Below are 19960 nucleotides of genomic sequence, written 5' to 3'. Positions count from 1 at the left end.
GTCAAACACCTTCTCCTTTACTAATGGAAGCTGCATCGAGATCAGGCACGATATTAATCCATGTCTTTCCTGGCACAAACGGAAGAATCTCACCGCCTTTTACGGGCAGAATACGGCCGTCTTTATATTCCCAGTCTGACTCCATAACATCGCCGTGCTGAAGCAGGAGGCCCTTCCCCCCTGACTGAATATCGATGGCCCGCCTTCCATCTTTGTCTGTCATGCGATGGCCGGCTTCAACAATAAAAATGTTGTGCATGGCTAAAGGCTTTCCGGTCTCCCGGTCTGTCGCTTTCACACCATCAGATCTTCTTGTATAAGCATCAGCTTTTTTATCATAATCGTATTCGACAAGATTTGTAATGTTTTGTGTTCCATAATCTATCCGAATATTGTAGGTTTCATTTCCTGGTTTTGCATCTGATGTCTGAAATGGGAGCGGTTCTGTTTTTCCGTTCAGCTTGTATCCTTTTTGTTCCGCCGCCTTCCTGATATTGTCATACGACGTATAGGAATTGTGGGGCGGCTTGCTGAAATCGGCTCTCCAAAACAGGCTTCCGTCAAAATCCAAACCGTTTATATAATCGTAAGCTCCGGACTCCAGCTGCTTTTTTGCGCCGGGACTCCAGCCATGATGGACAAATATGCTGTTAAACCCGCTGCTGAGCGTGACAAAATATTCCCTCGCGCTCCGCACAGGCCCGACCGTTTCCGGCATCTCACTTTGAAAAATCGCGAGAAACCGCGTAATCCGGCCCTCCGCGAGCGCTTCGATGACAACATCCGCCTTTGACAGCCCGGATTGGGGCCTCGCCTTCGGATGATTGTTCACTGCGACTGCAATCGGACGGCGTTCTGCAAGCTTCTGCTCAGTTTTCAGCCCCGTTAAAGGAGCTTCCGCTTCTTTCGGCTGCACCTGATCGGCATTATTCTGCCGGCAGGCGGCAAGCAGCAAAAACGCAAAACAAAGCATACAAACGGTTTTCCATCTTTTCATATGTCGGCTCCCTGCTTTTATATTTTAACGCATTATCGATGGAAAGAGTACAGTTTTTTTCATCACGTCGAATATTCCTCTCGGCGTAATGCGGATATAAGGCAGGTGTGTGCTCTGCAAAAAGAGCAGCGTATAGATCGGATCGCAGAATCGGTAGCCCCGCTCCTCCAGCAACATCCTCAGTTTTTGCTCTTTCTCAAGCACTTCTTCATACTTCTCCGCAGATGCAGAACCGTTTAAGGCGAGGGGAATCTCATGCAGAATCTTCCCGTTTTCGGCAAGCACGATTCCGCCGCCGATTTCTTTCATCCGTGAGAAAGCGAGCAGGATATCTTCCTTATTTTTTCCGGCAGCGATAATATCTCCGGTTGTCGTGTAGGAACTGACAAAACCCTGCACCCGATCGGCAAAACCTTTCAGCATTGTATTGACCCGCCATTTTCCATGCTTATCGAGAAGCGTGAGATAGCATTCATCATGATCAAAAGAAAGCTGGTCAACAGAATTATCAATCGCAATCATATACGGCTCCATAATGACCGCGTTGCGCATTATCACACCCATCGGCATTGAAAACTGTAAATCATCCATCGTCATATCATATGAAAGCTCAAGAGGGACAAGACCGCCCTTTTTCCAATCCGTTTCTGTAAACGCATTCATATTTCGGCCGTCTTCCCTCAGCAGGATGCCTTTGGAGATCACCGTGACCGGGTCCGGATTCATCGGGTCATCAAGAATATTCAATGAAGCAAGCCGGCCCGGACCGATCACACCGAGAAAGTCATCCATCTGATAATATTTCGCGATATTAAAGGAGGCCATATTGTAGGCGTCAATCGCCGGAACCCCTTCCTCCAAAGCGATTTTGATTAATTCATTCGTCATGCCGCCTTTATAAAAATTCGGCGTCGCTCCATCCGTCGTGTAGAAGAAATGATCATAATGCCGGAAGCCTTTTTGATGAAGATCCTGCAAAATCGTTCTCAAATCAGGGCGGATGGATGAATGTCTGAGCGAAACATAGTAGCCCAATTCAAGCCGTCTCATCACCTCGCCGCCATTCATCGCCTCGTGGTCGGAATCAGCTCCGAACAGTTTCATCTTCGTCAGTGTTTTTTCAGAGGCTCCGGGAAAATGCCCTTCTATCCGCTTGCGCAGTTTTTTTGTCGCCTGCATGCAATGAAGCATCAGGTCATCGCCGTCCATGAGGCGCGGCCATCCGGTCAATTCTCCGCCTTGAATGACATCCGGGTGCTCAATCCATTGCTTTCGGACATCAAAAGAAAGAAGCTGATCCTCATTCAGCACTTCAGTCTGCAGATCATATCTGGACCACCAGAAATATTGCACCGGCTGTTTTTTCAGTTCCTCCAATATAGTAAGCGCTTTCTTTTTACCGCTGTGCAAAAGAAAAAACAAGTTATCATTAACAAACGTCGTTGTTCCGAATTGAGACACATATTCGGCGAGCGTTTGGGGATTATATATTTGAAAAGGATGTGTATGCGGTTCAATGTAACCTGGCACAATGTATTTTCCTTCACAATTTATGGTATGAATGTGCTCTGCTGCATCAGGAAGCTCATCACCAACATATACAATTCGGTCTCCGTAAATCCAGACATTCTTTTTCAGCCATTGTTTTAAAAAAGGATTTAATACGAGAGCATCCCGTAAAAGTAGCGTTGGAAGCAGCTTTGAGTCTACAACATCCGCCTGTGATCTGATGTCTTTGTTTTTCCAGTTAAAGGTACGTTCGGACATTCACATACTCTCCTTCGCTTATATTAGACCCATCGTATCACATCCGCACAATTATCGCACGGCTAAAACGTTACAAATTATTGAAGATGAATGAAAAACTTTTTCTAAGGGAGCTGAAATGATGAAACCGAATATCAGTTTATTAAATGCCGTTCTGCGCATCACTTGCGGCCTCACCATTTTGTCTGCTGCGTCAGCGAAATACACGAGAAAACCTTGGTGCAAGATGCATCTCTTCTGTATGATGATGGGTGCGATGAAAGCGGCGTCCGGCATCCTCCGCTTCTGTCCGGTGACATATATGTTCCAAGCTGGAATGAATCAGGATGACAGCCATCAGCAAGAAAAATAACAAGCCGTTTCGGCTTGTTATTTAATTTCTCCTGTCCCGCGAGTCTGAGAAGAATCCGTCTATACGCCGGAAGACTTCATCGATGACTGCGTGTCACACGGCAAGCCGACAGTCTTAGTCGTCTTTTCAGAAGAAAACCCGCATCTTATATAACGCGGGGTTTTCCTCTTTATCGCTGCGATGCTTTCAGCGCACGGGCGCCGATGTCGCTTCTGTAAAACAGTCCGGGTTTTGTCAGCCCTGAAACGGCGCTGTACACTTTATCTCTCGCCGCTTCAAATGTCTCCGCAAATGCCGTGACATTGGCGACCCGGCCGCCGTTTGTAACAAATTGTCCGCCGTCTTTTTTCGTTCCGGCATGAAAAACGGCGATCCCGTCTTCAGCGGACGTCAAACTGCCGATCGGCGTCCCTTTCGCATAGCCTTCCGGATAGCCTTCAGAAGCCAGCACAACGCTGACTGCGGCCGTATCCTTCCACCTTAGGTCAACATCCTTCTCATGCAGAAGATCTAAGAGCACCTGAATGAGGTCGGATTCCATTCTCGGCACGACGACCTGTGTTTCCGGATCTCCGAAGCGCGCGTTGAATTCAATGACTTTTGATCCGTTTTCCGTCAGAATCAGCCCCGCGTACAGCACGCCCGTGAAGGAGCGCCCCTCTTTTACCATTGCTTTTGCCGCCGGCTTCACAATCGTTTCGACTGCGCTTCTGACGATATCATCGGAAATGTGCGGCACTGGTGAGTAGGCTCCCATTCCGCCCGTATTCGGCCCTTTGTCTCCATCGAAGGCGCGTTTATGATCTTGAGCGATGACCATCGGATAGACGGTCTCCCCTTTTACAAACGCCATTAAAGAAAATTCTTCGCCGGCGAGGAACTCTTCAATGACCACAGATGCGCTCGCCTCCCCGAATTTCTCATCCTCAAGAAAATCGTGCAGGCATTCAATCGCTTCTTCTTCCGTCATCGCGACCGTGACACCTTTTCCGGCGGCAAGCCCGTCCGCTTTAATGACAATCGGCGCACCTTTTTGCTGCACATATGCTTTCGCCTCTTCAAATGAAGTAAACGTCTCATACTCCGCCGTCGGAATGCCGTATTTTTTCATTAAATCCTTGGCAAACTGTTTGCTTCCTTCAATGATAGCCGCTTTTTCAGACGGTCCGAAAACAAGCAGTCCGGCTTTTTCAAACTCGTCCGCTATCCCTTCAATCAGAGGAACTTCGGGGCCGATAATCGTCAGCCCGACATGATGTTCTTTCGCAAACGCAATGAGTGCGGCATGATCGCTTTCTTCAATGTTGACCAGCGTCGCGCAGTCTGCCATACCGTCATTTCCGGGCGCGGCGTACACCGTGTCAACAAGCGGGCTTTGCGCCGCTTTCCAAGCCAATGTATGCTCTCTGCCGCCTTTTCCGATAATCAATACATTCACGCTTCGTTCCCCCTCTTAATGTTTGAAATGTCTGATGCCGGTGAATACCATGGCGATCCCGTATTCATCCGCTTTTTTAATCGAATCTTCATCGCGGACCGATCCGCCTGGCTGGATAATCGCCGTGACGCCCGCTTTTGCGGCTTCTTCGACTGTATCCGGCATCGGGAAAAACGCGTCTGATCCGAGCGCGCTGCCTTTTGCTTTTTCTCCGGCCTGCTCAATGGCGATTTTAGCTGAACCGACGCGATTCATCTGTCCCGCTCCCACACCGACCGTCATATGGTCTTTTGCAAGAACGATTGCGTTGGATTTCACATGTTTGACGACTTTCCAAGCCAGCTTCAAATCTTCCCATTCCTGCTCGCTCGGCTCTCTTTTTGTCGGGATGCTGATGTCGGCGTCATCAAATCCATGGACGTCTAAATCTTGAATCAAAAGACCGCCCTGTACGGATGTCAGCTGTTTTTCTTTCTTCCCTGATGCGGACACTTCAAGCGTGAGCAGACGAAGGTTTTTCTTCGCCGTCAGTACGTTCAGCGCTTCTTCACTGAAAGAAGGGGCGATAATGATTTCTAAAAAGATGCCGTGAAGGGCTTCAGCCGTTGCCTGATCAACTTCACGGTTCAGCGCGATGATGCCGCCGAAAATGGAGGTTTTATCAGCTTCATACGCTTTATTGAATGCTTCCTCAATTGAAGCTCCCGTACCGACTCCGCACGGGTTCATATGTTTAACGGCAACAGCTGCGGGTTCTGTAAATTCCCGGACGATTTGAACGGCCGCATCTGCGTCCTTAATATTGTTGTAAGAAAGCTCTTTGCCGTGAAGCTGTTTTGCCGCCGCGATGGAACCGGAGACGGGAAGTGCGCTTTGATAGAAAACAGCCTCTTGGTGAGGGTTTTCACCATAGCGGAGCGATTGTTTTTTCTCAAATGTAACGGTGAATTGCTCAGGGTCTTTCTCACCGGCCTCGCGTGTTAAGTAATCAGCGATTAATGCGTCGTATGCCGCGGTATGGCGGAATACTTTGGCCGCAAGCTCGCGTTTTCTTTTAAGCGAAACGCCGCCGTGTTCTTTAATCTCATTGAGCACGGAGCTGTAATCGGCCGGATCTGTGATGACCGTCACATCCTGATGGTTTTTCGATGCGGCGCGCAGCATGCCGGGTCCGCCGATATCAATGTTTTCTATCGCTTCATCGTATGTTACGTCTTCTTTCGAAATCGTTTCTTTAAACGGGTAAAGGTTGACGACCACAAGGTCAATGGGGGCAATGCCATGCTCATTGATCTGCGCCATATGCTCTTCATTGTATCTTACGGCAAGCAGTCCGCCGTGAATATTAGGATGGAGCGTTTTTAACCGTCCGTCCATAATTTCAGGAAATCCGGTCACTTCTGAAATGCCGATCACATCCACACCGTTTTCCTGAAGAAGTTTTTTTGTTCCTCCGGTCGAAATGACTTCGACGCCGAGCTCTGTCAGTTCCTTTACGAAAGGTACGAGATTTGTTTTATCAGAAACACTGATTAGTGCGCGTTTGATTGTCATGCCTTTTCACCTCTGTTATTTAGTCCCAGCAGCTGTTTCACAACGCTCGGATACCATTTGTGCTCAAGCTCGTGTATTGTATGCTCTATGTCTTCAAGCGTATCGTTTTCCTGTATTTCGAATGCTTTTTGCGCGATAATCGGTCCGGTGTCCATGCCTTCGTCGACGTAATGAACGGTAATGCCCGCCACTTTCACACCGGCCCGATACGCCTGTCCGACAGCGTCAATCCCAGGGAATGCCGGAAGAAGCGAGGGATGTATATTAATAATGCGGCCCCCGTATGCTTCAAGCAGCGTATCTCCAATCAGTCTCATATAGCCGGCGAGAACGATTAATTCCGCCCCGTGCAGGCGCAGCTGTTCAATAACGGCCCGTTCAAAGGCCGCTTTGTTTTCAAAAGATGACGGTTCAAAGGCGAATGACGGAATGTGTAAAGCCTCCGCCCTTTCCACCGCCTTTGCCTGAGGCTTATCCGTCACGAGAAGCGAGAGCTCCGCATCCCACTTCTCTTCTCTCATGCGTTTGGCAATGGCCTCGAAGTTCGATCCGTTTCCTGAAGCAAATACCGCAAACTTTTTCATGAAAGAGCCGCACCGCCGAAAGAAATGCCTTCGCCCCGCTTGACCCGGCCGATCAAATAAGCCTTCTCGCCCTGAGCTTCAAGCGTGTCGATAACGTCTGTCAAGTCCTCTTCTTTAACGGCAAGGACAAAACCGATGCCCATATTAAAGACATTGAACATTTCTTCTTCTTTCAGCTTGCCGTGCTCCTGCAGAAACGGAAAAATCGGCGGGATCGGCCATGATCCGTGATCAATTTCCGCGCTCAATCCGTCCGGCAGCATCCGCGGGATGTTCTCGATGAATCCTCCGCCTGTCACATGCGCCATGCCGTCCACCTTACCGCTTTTCACCGCCTTGAGCACCGGCTTCACATATATTCTCGTCGGGTCCAGCAATTCTTCTCCGAGAGGACGCGCAAACGGTTCATAGACAGTATCCAAATCAAGTCCGCCGTCATCAAGAAGCACTTTTCTCACAAGGGAAAACCCGTTGCTGTGAAGGCCGCTTGAAGTAAGTCCGATTAAGAGATGCCCCTCTTCGATATGTTCACCGGTGACGATTTCGTCTTTTTCCGCGACGCCGACTGAAAAGCCCGCAATATCGTATTCATCAGCCGTATACAGCCCCGGCATTTCCGCCGTCTCACCGCCGATAAGCGCTGATCCTGACTGCTCGCATCCGTCCGCCACGCCCTGAACGATCTGCTCAATTTTTACCGGATCGGCCTTGCCGACCGCTAAATAATCAAGGAAAAACAGCGGCTCCGCTCCTTGGGCAAGCACATCGTTTACACACATCGCGACCGCATCGACGCCGATCGTGTCATGCTTATCCATTGAAAATGCGAGTTTCAGCTTGGTGCCGACACCGTCTGTTCCGGAAATTAAAACAGGCTTTTGATACGGAAGCTCTGACAGATCAAACATTCCGCCAAAACCGCCCAGGCTTCCCATAACGCCGAGCCTTTTCGTGCGCTCCACGTGTTTTTTCATTCGTTTGACGGCTTCATACCCGGCTTCGATGTCAACTCCGGCATTTTTATAAGCATCAGACATCCCTATCACTCCTTATCAATTCGTTTCTCCTTAAAAGGCAGAAAGAGAAAGGCAGCCTGAATTCCCGCTGCCTTTATGTCATTTTCAGATTTTATTTTGTCAGCACCGCTTCTTTTACGTGAGGAAGCACTGTATCCTGATAAATTTCCGTCGGATATTTGCCCGTAAAACAAGCGAGGCATTGTCCGCAATTGGTGTCTTCAAATTTTCGGCCGACTCCTTTTAACAATCCGTCTACACTTAAGAAAGAAAGCGTGTCAGCACCGATGATCTGGCGGATTTCTTCCACGGAATGAGAAGAAGCGATCAGCTCCTCATGGGTTGATGTGTCGATGCCGTAGAAGCACGGATGAGCGATCGGCGGTGAACTAATTTTCACATGCACCTCTGTCGCACCCGCTTCTCTGAGCATCGTGACAATCCGGCGGCTTGTCGTCCCGCGCACGATGGAATCATCAACCATGACGACCCGTTTTCCTTCGACAACACCGCGGACGGCGGACAGCTTCATTCTGACGCCTTGCTCACGGAGAGCCTGTGACGGCTGGATAAACGTTCTGCCGACATAACGGTTTTTAATGAGACCGAGTTCGTACGGGATGCCCGTTGCCTCGGCATAGCCGATGGCCGCAGAAATACTGGAATCAGGCACGCCTGTGACGACATCCGCTTCAACCGCGGACTCCTGGGCAAGCATTTTTCCGAGGTTTTTCCGGGCGCTGTGCACGTTAATGCCGTCAATATTGCTGTCAGGCCTTGAGAAATAAATGTACTCCATGCTGCAGATGGAACGGTTGATATTCATGGAGAAACGCTCTGATTTCATGCCTTCATCATTGATGATCAGCATTTCGCCCGGCTCTACCTCGCGAAGGTATGTCGCGCCGACCACATCGAATGCGCATGTTTCTGATGCGACGACGTAAGCATCGCCCATCATGCCGATTGACAGCGGTCTGAGTCCGTTCGGGTCAAGCGCTACGATCATTTCTGTTTCAGTCATGATTAAAAAGGCATAAGCGCCTTTCAGCATAGATAGCGAATTTTTGATTTGATCCTTCAGCGAAAAGTGTCCGCTGCGTTTAATCAGGTGAGCCAGCACTTCCGTATCGGAGGAAGTCTGAAAGATGCTCCCTTGGTTTTCAAGCTGCTGCTTCAACTGTGTGGCGTTGACCAAGTTGCCGTTATGGGCGAGCGCGAGGCTGCCGTTGTTTTGCGAACGGAACAGGAGCGGCTGGACATTTTCATATCCGCCTCCGCCAGCCGTTGCGTACCGGACGTGCCCGATCGCGCCTTTTCCCTTCACTTTGCTCAGTTCGCCGTTTTGAAAAACCTCGGTAATAAGCCCCTGTCCTTTATGCGCCGTCAGTTTTTCACCGTCAGTCGCCACGATGCCGGCGCCTTCCTGTCCTCTGTGCTGGAGGCTGTGCAGGCCGTAATATGTGATCTGCGGAGCTTCTTCATGTCCCCAGATGCCAAACACACCGCATTCTTCATTCAGGCCTTTGATTTCAGCAAGCATGGAATAGCTCCTTTCCACGCGCGCTCAAGTTCTTTCGTTTGCGCGTGAACCAATTGTTGTCCGTCCTGGTTTTGAATCGCCAGAAGTCCGTCAGCCGTTACCTCGCCGATATGAACCGCATCAGCCACAGCCGCTTCAAACGCCTCTTGGTGTTCTTTTTTCACTGAAACGACGAAGCGGGATTGAGATTCAGAGAATAATAATGCCGCTTCCCCTGCAACAGTTACGTTGGCGCCAAGGTTTTCCGTCGTCATGACGCTTTCTGCAACCGCTACGCCTAAGCCGCCTTCTGATACGTCATGCGCGGATTGAACGAAGCCTTTTTTAATCGCGTCAAGCAATGCTTTTTGGCGTGACAGCTCTATATCAAGATCGATTTGCGGCGCTTTGCCGTAAATGCGGCCTTCTGTCATTTTTTGCAGCTCGCTTCCGGAAAACTCAGGTTTTGTTTCGCCGATCACGTATACAAGATCCCCCGCTTGTTTGAAATGCTGTGTCGTAATATGAGCGGTATCTTCAATTAAGCCGACCATGCCGATAACAGGCGTCGGGTAGATCGCCGTTCCGTTCGATTCATTATAAAGTGATACGTTACCGCCGATAACGGGAGTGCTGAGAACATTGCACGCCTCGCTGATGCCGTCGGCCGCTTTTTCGATCTGCCAGAAAATTTCAGGTTTTTCCGGGTTTCCGAAATTCAGATTATCCGTGACCGCAAGCGGTTCGGCGCCGGAGCATACGATGTTGCGCGCCGCTTCGGCAACTGCGATTTTCCCGCCTTCTTCTGGATCTAGATATAAATAACGGGCGTTACAATCCGTCGTCATCGCCAGCGCTTTTTTCGTGCCGCGGATTCTGAGCACTCCCGCGTCAGAGCCCGGAGCGACCACCGTATTTGTGCGCACCATGTAGTCATATTGATCGTACACCCACTCTTTGCTGGCGATTGTCGGCTGCTGCAGCAGGGCAAAAAGCGTCTCTGTCGCATCTTTTACTTCAGGCGCGGGAACTTCCGTTTCCTGAAACTCGCGGTAGTACGCGGGTTCTGCTGACGGCTTGTGGTATACAGGCGCTTCTTCCGCCAGCGCGTCGACCGGAAGCTCGCAAACAACCTCTCCGTTATGGCGGAGGCGGAGCATTTTATCATCCGTAACATGACCTACGGAAACCGCTTCAAGATCATATTTATCAAAAATATCGACAATTTCCTGTTCACGTCCGCGTTCAATGACGAGAAGCATGCGTTCCTGAGACTCGGAAAGCATCATTTCGTAAGCGGTCATACCTGTTTCCCGCTGCGGAATGAGATCAAGGTTCATTTCAATGCCTGAGCCGGCTTTGCTTGCCATTTCAGCACTCGAACTTGTCAGACCGGCCGCCCCCATATCCTGAATGCCGACTAAGGCGTCGCATTGGATGACTTCAAGGCATGCTTCCAGGAGAAGTTTTTCCATGAAAGGATCGCCGACCTGCACCGCGGAACGTTTTTCTTCAGATGAATCTGACATTTCTTCTGATGCGAAAGTAGCGCCGTGTATGCCGTCGCGGCCCGTTTTAGCGCCGACGTACATGACCGTGTTGCCGACACCTTTCGCCTGGCCTTTTTTAATATCTTTATGATCAATTAAGCCGACGCACATTGCATTGACAAGCGGATTGCCCTCATAGCTTGCGTCAAACTGCACTTCTCCGCCGACCGTCGGAATTCCGATACAGTTTCCGTATCCCGCGATTCCCGCCACTACTTCTTCAAACAAGTACTTCACACGAGGTGAAGTGAGCTCACCAAATCGAAGAGAGTTTAATACAGCTATCGGACGGGCGCCCATTGAGAAAACGTCACGGATGATGCCGCCCACTCCCGTCGCAGCACCTTGGTATGGCTCAATCGCTGACGGATGGTTATGAGATTCAATTTTGAACACGACCGCCTGATTGTCACCGATGTCAACGATTCCCGCGCCTTCTCCGGGACCCTGCAGCACGCGTTCGCCGCTAGTCGGGAATTTGCGTAAAACCGGTTTTGAGTTTTTATAGCTGCAGTGCTCTGACCACATGACGGAAAAAATCCCGATTTCCGTGTAGTTCGGCAATCTTCCGATAATAGATTCAATGAGTGCGAACTCGTCATCACTGACACCCATTTGCTGATAGAGTTTCTCTTCTTTTATTTGTTCTTTACTTGGTTCAAGCAGTAGCGACATGAGTTTCCCTCCAATTTTTCACGATAGACCGGAACAATGTAAGACCGTCTGCGCTGCCGAGCAGTTCATCGACTGCGCGCTCAGGGTGAGGCATCATGCCTAATACGTTGCCTTTCTCATTCACGACGCCGGCAATGCCGCTGACGCTTCCGTTAATATCGCCGCCGTATGTGAAGGCGATTTGATTGTTTTCTTTTAATCTTTCAAGCGTTTCGTCATCACAGTAGAAATTGCCTTCGCCGTGGGCAACCGGAATCGTAATCGATTGTCCTTTTTCATAGGAAGATGTGAATAACGTACCGCCGTTCTGCACGATTAATTCAACCGGTCGGCAGATGAACTTTAAATCTTTGTTGCGTCTCATCGCGCCGGGCAGAAGTCCGAGCTCCTGCAGAATCTGGAATCCGTTGCAGACGCCGAGAACCGGTTTTCCTTCGGCAGCCGCTTTTTTCACAGCCGGCATGATGTTTGCGAATCTGGCGATGGCGCCGCATCTCAAGTAGTCGCCGTATGAAAACCCGCCGGGGATGAGCACGCCGTCAAATCCGTCAAGGCTTGTTTCCTCGTGCCAGACATACTCGACTTCTTCGCCGAGTTCGTCCTTTACGGCGTGGAACATATCAATATCACAGTTGGAGCCGGGTAACACAATCACCGCAAATTTCACTGTGCGACAACCTCCTCAACTTCATATCGGTAGTCTTCAATGACTGTATTGGCAAGGAGCTTTTCACACATTTCTTTCACGAGCGCGTCAAGATCACGGTCAGATTTTTCAATCGTCAGCTCCATGTATTTTCCGATGCGCACATCCTGCACTTCATTGTAAGTCATGCTGTGCAATGCATGCTGCACCGCGCTTCCTTGAGGATCGAGCACACTTTCTTTTAAGCTGACATAAACTTTCACTTTATACATTATGAAATGCCTCCCAGTCTTTTGAAAATCTCTTCATATGCGTCGGTTAAGCTTCCCAGGTTCCGTCTGAACAAATCTTTATCGAGCTTTTCGTTTGTGTCTTTGTCCCACAGACGGCACGTGTCAGGAGAAATTTCATCCGCTAAAAGCACCCGTCCCTCTGCGTCTAAGCCGAATTCAAGCTTAAAATCTATTAATCTGACGCCGCAGTCTTCAAAAATATGCTGCAGCTCTTGATTCACCTGTTTTGTAATCGATTTGATCGTTTCCACCTGCTCAGGAGCCGCCGCTTTTAAAAGCCAGATATGATCTTCTGTGATGAGCGGATCGCCGAGTGCGTCATCTTTATAGTAAAATTCGATAATCGGCTGCGGAAGCTCAGTTCCTTCCGGGATGCCGAGACGTTTCGACATGCTTCCGGCGGCAATGTTTCTGACCACGACTTCAAGCGGAATGATGCTCACTTTTTTGATAAGCTGCTCTGATTCTGAAACACGCTCCACAAAGTGGTTGTCAATTCCTTTGGCGTGCAGATGTTTGAAAATCAGGCTTGAAATTTCATTGTTCAGACGGCCCTTTCCGCTGATCTCCGCTTTTTTCTCACCGTTAAAGGCTGTTGCGGAATCCTTGTAGACCACGCGGAGAATCTGTTCGTCTTCAGTTTGATAAATTCGTTTCGCTTTTCCTTCATAAAGAAGATTATTGTTCACAATATTCACGGAAGGCCTCCTAACCCGAATGTTGGGAATATTCAATCTATGGCGGCTGAAGAAGCCGCCTCCGGCTGGCTTCTTCTATAAACCTAAACGCTCAAAGATCAAGTCGACGTTTTTCAAATGATAATTGTAGTCAAAGCAATCGGCAATCTGTTCCGGTGTGAGACGGGACGTGATTTTTTCCTCCGCTTCGACAAGCTGACGGAACGGCACTTGTTTTTCCCATGCTTCCATCGCTTTCGGCTGAACCGTGTCATATGCTTCTTCACGAGGCAGACCCGTGTCGATTAAAGCAAGCAGCACGCGCTGAGAGTAGATTAAACCGAGTGTGCGGTCCATGTTGCGTTTCATATTTTCCGGGAATACCGTTAAGTTTTTGACGATATTGCTGAATCGGTTCAGCATGTAATTCAGCGCGATTGTCGCGTCAGGAAGAATGATGCGCTCAGCTGATGAATGAGAAATATCACGCTCATGCCATAACGGTACATTTTCGTATGCCGTCAGCATGTACCCGCGGATCACGCGCGCCATGCCCGTCATATTTTCCGACCCGATCGGATTCCGTTTATGAGGCATAGCCGATGAACCTTTTTGTCCTTTTGCAAAAAACTCTTCCACTTCACGTGTTTCACTCTTTTGCAGACCGCGGATTTCCACTGCGAATTTTTCAATGCTCGTCGCGATCAAAGCCAGTGCCGCCATGTAATCCGCATGACGGTCGCGCTGTAATGTCTGAGTGGAAATCGGCGCCGCTTTCAGGCCGAGTTTTTCACAGACATACTGTTCTACGAACGGATCAATATTTGCATATGTGCCGACCGCGCCGGAAAGCTTCCCGACTTCGATCCCTTCTTTTGCCTGCTTGAAACGTTCAAGGTTGCGTTTCATTTCTTCATGCCAAAGCGCGAGTTTCAGGCCGAATGTCGTCGGTTCCGCGTGTACGCCGTGCGTGCGGCCCATCATGACCGTGTATTTATGTTCTTTCGCTTTTTCTTTTATAATGTCAACAAATCTCTCAATGTCCTTGAGCAAGATCTCATTCGCCTGTTTTAATAGATAGGAAAGAGCGGTATCCACGACATCTGTTGACGTCAGGCCGTAGTGAACCCATTTTCTTTCTTCGCCTAATGATTCTGAAACCGCGCGGGTGAATGCAACGACGTCATGGCGCGTATCCTGCTCGATTTCCAAAATGCGGTTGATGTCGAAAGACGCGTTTTCGCGCATGACTTTGACGTCTTCTTTCGGAATGACGCCAAGCTCAGCCCAGGCTTCACAGGCTAAAATCTCGACTTCCAGCCATGCCTGGTATCTGTTTTCGTCCGTCCAGATCGCGGACATTTCAGGTCTTGAATAACGTTCGATCATTATGCTCGTCCTCCGTCTCTTTTCATCCATATGTTCGTGATGTCCTGAATCCATGTTTCATCAGGCTTCCGCAAAAATGTCATATGTCCCATTTTGCGGCCTTTTTTAATCTCATGTTTTCCGTACAGGTACAGTTTGGCTTCCTTTAAAAGCTCCGTATGCTCCTCCGCAAGCTTCACTTCATCACCGAGCAGATTCACCATCATTCCCGGTTTGAGAAGATCGGTTCTGCCGAGAGGAAGTCCGCAGACCGCTCTGATGTGCTGTTCGAATTGGCTCGTTTCACAAAGGTCGAGCGTATAATGCCCGGAGTTGTGAGGACGCGGCGCCAGTTCATTAATCAAAAGGTCTCCGTCTTCCGTGACGAACATTTCCACCGCAAGCGGCCCGACAAGTTCCAATTTCTCCGCGAGCTGAACGGCAAGCGCCTCTGCCCGCTTCTGAACCGTTTCCTCCGCTCTCGCGGGCACGATGCTTTGGAACAGAATATTATTTTTGTGGATATTTTCAGCAGCCGGAAAGGTTGAAATCTCACCGTGCACCGATCTCGTCACGATAACGGAAAGCTCCATCCGGAACGATACCCAGCTTTCAAGTATGCACGTGCCGTTTTCTAACAGCACAGCCGCTTCATCTGTCTGTCCTTCTTCCTTAATGACAAATTGGCCTTTGCCGTCATATCCGCCGCGGCATGTTTTCAGCACCGCCGGGAGCCCCAGTGCCTGAACGGCTTCCTCAAGCTCCCGTCCGCTGTTTACGATCCGATAAGGCGCGACTTGACAGCCTGCTGACTGGATCGCCTTTTTTTCCGTTTCCCTGTTTTGGGTGATGAGCAGCAGCTCGCTTCCCTGGGGAAGATATGCATGTTCTTTGAGCCAGTTGAGCGCCTCGTAATCGATATTTTCAAATTCGTACGTAATGATGTCACTGACTCCGGCCAATTTTTGAATCGCTTCACGGTTATTGTACTGGGCGGTAATCTCAATATCGGCGATCTGTCCGCATGGCGAGTCTTTCACGGGATCGACGACAGCAACTTTATAGCCCATCTGTTTTGCGGCGACAGCCATCATTTTTCCGAGCTGTCCGCCTCCGATAATGCCGATGACGGCGCCGGGATAAATCGTTTTTTTATCAGACAAGCTGATCACTGCTTTCCAGCACCGTTTGTTTTGTCGCATTTCTTCTCGCCTCTAGTTTATCCGCAATGGCATCGTCAAATGCCGACAAAATTTGCGCGGCTAACAGACCCGCGTTCACTGCGCCCGCTTTCCCGATCGCAGTCGTCGCGACCGGCACGCCGCCTGGCATCTGTACGATAGACAGAAGAGAATCAAGCCCGTTAAGCGATTTTGTCTGAACCGGTACGCCGATCACCGGCAGCGTCGTTTTGGCCGCCGTCATTCCCGGCAGATGCGCCGCTCCTCCGGCTCCGGCAATAATGACTTTTAAGCCCCTGTCTCTGGCGCTTTCTGCATATTCAAACATCAAATCAGGCGTCCGGTGCGCGGATACCACCTGTTTTTCATAAGGAATGTGAAGTTCGTCAAGTATGTCGCATGCATGTTTCATTGTCTCCCAATCGGAGGTGCTTCCCATGATGATTCCTGCTAGCGGCTGCATTCTGTTCCCACCTTCTCATGCTTTGTTTTTCAGAAAAAAAAGCCCGGCTTATATTGCAACTATGAGGAAGCAATACAAACCGGGCATGGCGCGCGTATCGTCAGTCGTTCGCTTCTGCGATATCCATGTCAGCTGTTTATCACTTTCCTGCATAGTCCGGCCGTTTACGGCAGCCGGGTAGAAACTTATGGGCCATATTCCCAAGATTATATGAGGTCGTGTTTTGATTTCATGTTTATCTTAACAACGGACTTGGATAATGTCAACGACATTATCGAACGATATAAAAATTCTTTCTTTTAATGTTCGTGTTTAGATCAATTTCCCTTCAAATACGATTTTTTTCCCGCAAGGAACGACTTGAATTGATCCATTTTCTTTCTTTTCTGTAAAGATCGGCTCTTCCATCCGCCGGACGGGCATATAGCCCTCTTCCTTCATTAAAGTGAGAATGGTATCAATCGTTTCATGTTCCGTTACTTCAAACCGTTTCTTCTTTGGCTTTGTCATTCCTTAATTCTCCTCTTTTTCACTGCTTTCACCCAGAATCCGCCGTGGATCGCTTTCGGCTCAAAAGCGATGATAAACGCTTTTTCATCAAGCGTTTTAATCGTATCATAAAGCTGAAGCTCATATTTGCGCGGCGTCAGAATCTGCATGGCGGTCCGGTCTCCTTCAAGTCCGCCCGCAACCCAGCTTGTAACCCCGTATCCTTTTTCCCGGAGCTGTTTCGGCAGGTCCAGATCAAGCTCTTTCGTAATGACGTTGACTGTTATGTAGCCGAGCGCCAGTTTTTCTTCAATTTTCATTCCCACTATAACGCCGAGGCCGTAGCCGAGCGCATAGGCAATGACGTTTTGAATTTGATTCAGATTGCCGAGCACAAGACTCAGGCCGGTCACATACACAAGGATTTCAATCGTACTGATGCCTGCGGCGAAATAGCGCTGTCCCTTTAATGTCAGAATCATCCTGATCGTAAAGAAAGAGACATATATAATGTTAATGATGAGAATAATGAGAACCATACCTATACTGTTGGATAAAATCGTCTGCATCATTGATTCCCCCTCCTCTGACTTTGAAAAGCCAATCTTTCAATTAAGGATAGTTTACCCTCTTTTCATCATTTTCAAAAGAAAAAAAAGCCCGCCCCGCAAGGCAGACTTTCAAGCTCTTATCAGTGAAGCTCGGCTTTTTTCAATCGTTTGACGGCTTCATATTCCTTCTCAAGTTCACTCAGCGTGTATCCGGACAGTTCCTGAACATGGTCTTGATAAAACCCTGAGCGGATCAGCTTTGTTCTCAGGTGCTGTTTTTTCCGATTAATGGCTTCTCGCAACAACGGGGCCATCTTCATCATCCCTTTCCGAATCATAAAGAGTAGTGCCGCTTTCGAATTGCTGTTGCTCTCATCATATCTCGGCCGGGTCCTCAAAACAACACGCTTTATTAGAAAAATTTGTAAACATTGTGAAAGACAAATTTCGACTTATAAAGGGATCAGCGAAGCAGTAAAGTACTCTGAAATAAGCGGCCATGTCACAGCCGTAAAAATGAGCATGATGATAACCGCCGCGGAAATACAGTACATCACGTCAGCCGCAGGCTTTTCAGCCGATTTGTATAGAATCTGCACAAACTGCACCATCGCCGAGGCGGCCAGAAACAAGGTCAGCGCCGTAAACACCACGGTGATGACCGGCAGATTCAATATCGCGAAAATCATCCACACGATAGAGCAGGCGACAGCCGGAACCAAAAGCGATCCGACCCCCGCGGCCGCATCCCGCATCGTGATTTTCTGTTTCATCATATAGCGTGATACAAGCCAGACCGCGCCCGCCGCAGCGGCAAAAAAGACGAGCGTATACACGAGAACGACGGTAAAGCCGTCAAAAAACGTATGATGCCGCTCCCCGTATCCGAGAGGCCTTTGCTGGCTTGCCCTCAGCTGAAACCAATTTCCGATTGAGAAAAAGATACTGAATACAAGCATTGAAATAAGAGCATATTTAAAGCGGGAAAAGCCGTCTTCCCCAACGACCTTCACCGGTGATGTCAAAATGCGCAGCGCGAAACGGCAATAACGTTTGACCGCGGCCCATGCAGAAGCGAGTTTTTCCGTAAAAGCCGGAGCCGGGCGCCGTTCCTTTTCTTTTTTCTTTTGCTTTTGATAACGTCCCGCATTTCTGGACATTCTCGACAGCGGTTCTTCATCAGTTCCCTGATGCTGTTTTTCTTCTTCCAACGTTTCTTTTCTTTCTTCCGTCATGTCAGCAACTCCTATCAAAAAAATACGGCGGAATTTGTTAAACAAGAAAATAAAACACTTATATAAGGTACCGAAGCGTCCTCAAACAGTCAAGCGGTTTTCTTCACCCGGACACCCACATGACGTTTTATAGTATGTATTGGTTTTACGGAATAGGACAAAAACAAAAAACCGGCTTAACTCAGCCGGTTTTTCCGTTATTTCAAGAAGATGAAATACAGGATAAAGATGACGAACAGCCCGTACATAATCGGGTGAACGCTTTTTCCTTTTCCTTTGCAGATCATTGTAATCGGGTAGAATATAAAACCGATCGCAATCCCCGTCGCAATGCTGTACGTCAGCGGCATCATAATCATCGTTAAAAATGCCGGAACAGCCACCTCGAATTTATCCCAGGCGATCTTACCGAGCGGCGCCACCATCAGCGCGCCGACAATAATTAAAGCCGGAGCCGTCACATTCGTGGTGACAACTGACAGAAGCGGCGAGAAAAACATCGCCAGCAAAAAGAGAATGCCCGTCACAACAGCCGCGAAGCCGGAGCGCGCCCCCGCCGCAACGCCTGAGCTGGATTCAACATAAGAAGTCGTTGTAGACGTACCGAGTACGGCTCCGATAACGATTGATGTCGAATCTGCCAGAAGCGCTCTTCCCGCACGCGGAAGTTTGTTTTCCTTCATCAGCCCGGCCTGTGTCGCTACAGCCACCAGCGTTCCGGCCGTATCGAAAAACCCGACGAACAAGAAAGTTAAAATGACAATCAGCATTTGGACGGAGAAGATATCCGGAAGATGCATCCACGCCTGTCCGAAAGTCGGCGCAAGACTCGGCACGCTGCCGACAATGTGCGTCGGAACCGGAATCAGCCCGCAGATCATACCGGCAACCGCCGTCAGAAGCATTCCGATAAACACGCCGCCGTTTACGCGAAGCACCATCAGAATGACCGTCACAATAACACCGAAAACCGTCAGCAGCACAGGGCCGCTGTGAATATTGCCGATAGACACCAAAGTCGATGAGTTCGCTTCAATAATGCCCGAACCCTGCAAACCGACAAATGTGATAAACAAACCGATACCCGCGCCGACCGCCAATTTCAGCTCAGGCGGAATCGCATTAATGATTTTTTCCCGCAATCCCGTCAGCGAAAGCGCCACGAAGATAATTCCGGAAATCAAGACGCCGGAAAGCGCAGCCTGCCATGAAATCCCCATGCCGAGTACGACAGAGAAAGCAAAAAACGCATTTAATCCCATACCCGGCGCAATCGCGATCGGATACTTTGCAATGAGCCCCATTAAAATACAGCCGGCCGCAGATGCCAAGGCTGTAGCGGTGAACACCGCGCCCTGATCAATTTTTAATGCTTCCGGAAATCCTTTCACACCGTTTAAAGACAATGTCAGCGGATTGACGAACAGAATGTACGCCATTGACAAAAAGGTCGTTAAACCGCCGATGATTTCATTACGATAGCTTGTCCCCAGCTCATCAAACTGAAAAAATTGCTTCAAGCCAATTGCCTCCTTCATTCTCTCCCATTTATTCTGCCCGTTATCCGCCAAATAAAAAACGCCCCAAATACATTTGGGACGC

At 49.1% G+C, this 19960-nt stretch carries 20 protein-coding genes and 1 riboswitch; of the genes, 1 reads left to right on the top strand and 19 read right to left on the bottom strand.

Annotated elements, in window-relative coordinates:
- Position 1: 1 nt before the first annotated feature.
- On the bottom strand, positions 2 to 997 hold the full coding sequence (locus tag AC1RRX_RS13295) for a DUF3048 domain-containing protein (protein ID WP_144464631.1): 996 nt from the start codon (positions 995 to 997) through the stop codon (positions 2 to 4).
- Between the two features lie 24 nt (positions 998 to 1021).
- Positions 1022 to 2764 carry an adenine deaminase gene (locus AC1RRX_RS13290; RefSeq protein ID WP_144464633.1) on the bottom strand — a complete coding sequence of 581 codons (1743 nt, stop codon included), beginning with the start codon at positions 2762 to 2764 and terminating at the stop codon, positions 1022 to 1024.
- Between the two features lie 121 nt (positions 2765 to 2885).
- On the opposite strand from AC1RRX_RS13290, the gene AC1RRX_RS13285 reads away from it, so the two are divergent.
- Positions 2886 to 3116, top strand: coding sequence for a YgaP family membrane protein (locus AC1RRX_RS13285; protein ID WP_063095886.1), 231 nt, complete (start codon positions 2886 to 2888; stop codon positions 3114 to 3116).
- 169 nt (positions 3117 to 3285) lie between these two features.
- Here AC1RRX_RS13285 and purD read toward each other — a convergent pair whose 3' ends face one another.
- From purD to AC1RRX_RS13200, 17 genes are all read right to left on the bottom strand, one after another.
- On the bottom strand, positions 3286 to 4554 hold the full coding sequence (purD, locus tag AC1RRX_RS13280) for a phosphoribosylamine--glycine ligase (RefSeq protein WP_032871756.1): 1269 nt from the start codon (positions 4552 to 4554) through the stop codon (positions 3286 to 3288).
- A gap of 15 nt (positions 4555 to 4569) precedes the next feature.
- Complete coding sequence (purH, locus tag AC1RRX_RS13275; protein WP_136803762.1) at positions 4570 to 6108, bottom strand: bifunctional phosphoribosylaminoimidazolecarboxamide formyltransferase/IMP cyclohydrolase; 1539 nt, start codon at positions 6106 to 6108, stop codon at positions 4570 to 4572.
- A complete protein-coding gene (gene purN / locus AC1RRX_RS13270) occupies positions 6105 to 6692 on the bottom strand; it encodes a phosphoribosylglycinamide formyltransferase (RefSeq protein ID WP_007408902.1) in 588 nt (195 codons plus the stop codon). The genes purH and purN overlap by 4 nt, the downstream gene beginning before the upstream one ends.
- Positions 6689 to 7729, bottom strand: coding sequence for a phosphoribosylformylglycinamidine cyclo-ligase (gene purM / locus AC1RRX_RS13265; RefSeq protein ID WP_144464635.1), 1041 nt, complete (start codon positions 7727 to 7729; stop codon positions 6689 to 6691). The genes purN and purM overlap by 4 nt, the downstream gene beginning before the upstream one ends.
- 91 nt (positions 7730 to 7820) lie before the next feature.
- A complete protein-coding gene (gene purF / locus AC1RRX_RS13260) occupies positions 7821 to 9251 on the bottom strand; it encodes an amidophosphoribosyltransferase (protein ID WP_007609856.1) in 1431 nt (476 codons plus the stop codon).
- Positions 9227 to 11455: a phosphoribosylformylglycinamidine synthase subunit PurL gene (gene purL / locus AC1RRX_RS13255; RefSeq protein WP_144464637.1), complete on the bottom strand. Its 2229-nt coding sequence runs from the start codon at positions 11453 to 11455 to the stop codon at positions 9227 to 9229. The genes purF and purL overlap by 25 nt, the downstream gene beginning before the upstream one ends.
- Positions 11439 to 12122, bottom strand: a complete 684-nt coding sequence (purQ, locus tag AC1RRX_RS13250) for a phosphoribosylformylglycinamidine synthase subunit PurQ (RefSeq protein ID WP_007408898.1) — start codon at positions 12120 to 12122, stop codon at positions 11439 to 11441. The genes purL and purQ overlap by 17 nt, the downstream gene beginning before the upstream one ends.
- A complete protein-coding gene (purS, locus tag AC1RRX_RS13245; protein ID WP_003155758.1) occupies positions 12119 to 12373 on the bottom strand; it encodes a phosphoribosylformylglycinamidine synthase subunit PurS in 255 nt (84 codons plus the stop codon). Before purS ends, purQ begins: the two co-directional genes overlap by 4 nt.
- Positions 12373 to 13092 carry a phosphoribosylaminoimidazolesuccinocarboxamide synthase gene (purC, locus tag AC1RRX_RS13240; RefSeq protein WP_007408897.1) on the bottom strand — a complete coding sequence of 240 codons (720 nt, stop codon included), beginning with the start codon at positions 13090 to 13092 and terminating at the stop codon, positions 12373 to 12375. The genes purS and purC overlap by 1 nt, the downstream gene beginning before the upstream one ends.
- A gap of 75 nt (positions 13093 to 13167) precedes the next feature.
- Positions 13168 to 14460, bottom strand: a complete 1293-nt coding sequence (gene purB / locus AC1RRX_RS13235; protein ID WP_007408896.1) for an adenylosuccinate lyase — start codon at positions 14458 to 14460, stop codon at positions 13168 to 13170.
- The gene (gene purK, locus AC1RRX_RS13230; RefSeq protein ID WP_144464639.1) at positions 14460 to 15641 is read right to left on the bottom strand and encodes a 5-(carboxyamino)imidazole ribonucleotide synthase; all 1182 of its coding nucleotides are present in this window, start codon (positions 15639 to 15641) and stop codon (positions 14460 to 14462) included. Before purK ends, purB begins: the two co-directional genes overlap by 1 nt.
- On the bottom strand, positions 15595 to 16083 hold the full coding sequence (gene purE / locus AC1RRX_RS13225) for a 5-(carboxyamino)imidazole ribonucleotide mutase (RefSeq protein WP_007408894.1): 489 nt from the start codon (positions 16081 to 16083) through the stop codon (positions 15595 to 15597). Before purE ends, purK begins: the two co-directional genes overlap by 47 nt.
- A gap of 132 nt (positions 16084 to 16215) precedes the next feature.
- Positions 16216 to 16317: riboswitch (purine riboswitch) on the bottom strand.
- Positions 16318 to 16395: 78 nt separating this feature from the next.
- On the bottom strand, positions 16396 to 16593 hold the full coding sequence (locus AC1RRX_RS13220) for an NETI motif-containing protein (RefSeq protein WP_003155772.1): 198 nt from the start codon (positions 16591 to 16593) through the stop codon (positions 16396 to 16398).
- Positions 16590 to 17144 carry a DUF2179 domain-containing protein gene (locus tag AC1RRX_RS13215; RefSeq protein ID WP_007408893.1) on the bottom strand — a complete coding sequence of 185 codons (555 nt, stop codon included), beginning with the start codon at positions 17142 to 17144 and terminating at the stop codon, positions 16590 to 16592. The genes AC1RRX_RS13220 and AC1RRX_RS13215 overlap by 4 nt, the downstream gene beginning before the upstream one ends.
- Positions 17145 to 17263: 119 nt before the next feature.
- The gene (locus AC1RRX_RS13210) at positions 17264 to 17437 is read right to left on the bottom strand and encodes a Fur-regulated basic protein FbpA (RefSeq protein WP_003155777.1); all 174 of its coding nucleotides are present in this window, start codon (positions 17435 to 17437) and stop codon (positions 17264 to 17266) included.
- 138 nt (positions 17438 to 17575) lie between these two features.
- The gene (locus AC1RRX_RS13205; RefSeq protein WP_144464641.1) at positions 17576 to 18358 is read right to left on the bottom strand and encodes a DUF6574 domain-containing protein; all 783 of its coding nucleotides are present in this window, start codon (positions 18356 to 18358) and stop codon (positions 17576 to 17578) included.
- Between the two features lie 197 nt (positions 18359 to 18555).
- Entirely contained in the window at positions 18556 to 19878 is a 1323-nt protein-coding gene (locus tag AC1RRX_RS13200; protein ID WP_003155780.1) for an NCS2 family permease, read from the bottom strand.
- Positions 19879 to 19960: the final 82 nt, after the last annotated feature.

Source organism: Bacillus sp. GW821-FHT11D08 (assembly GCF_058808515.1).
The sequence above is the reverse complement of the archived record's forward strand: the minus strand, read 5'-3'. Positions and strand labels throughout refer to the sequence as shown.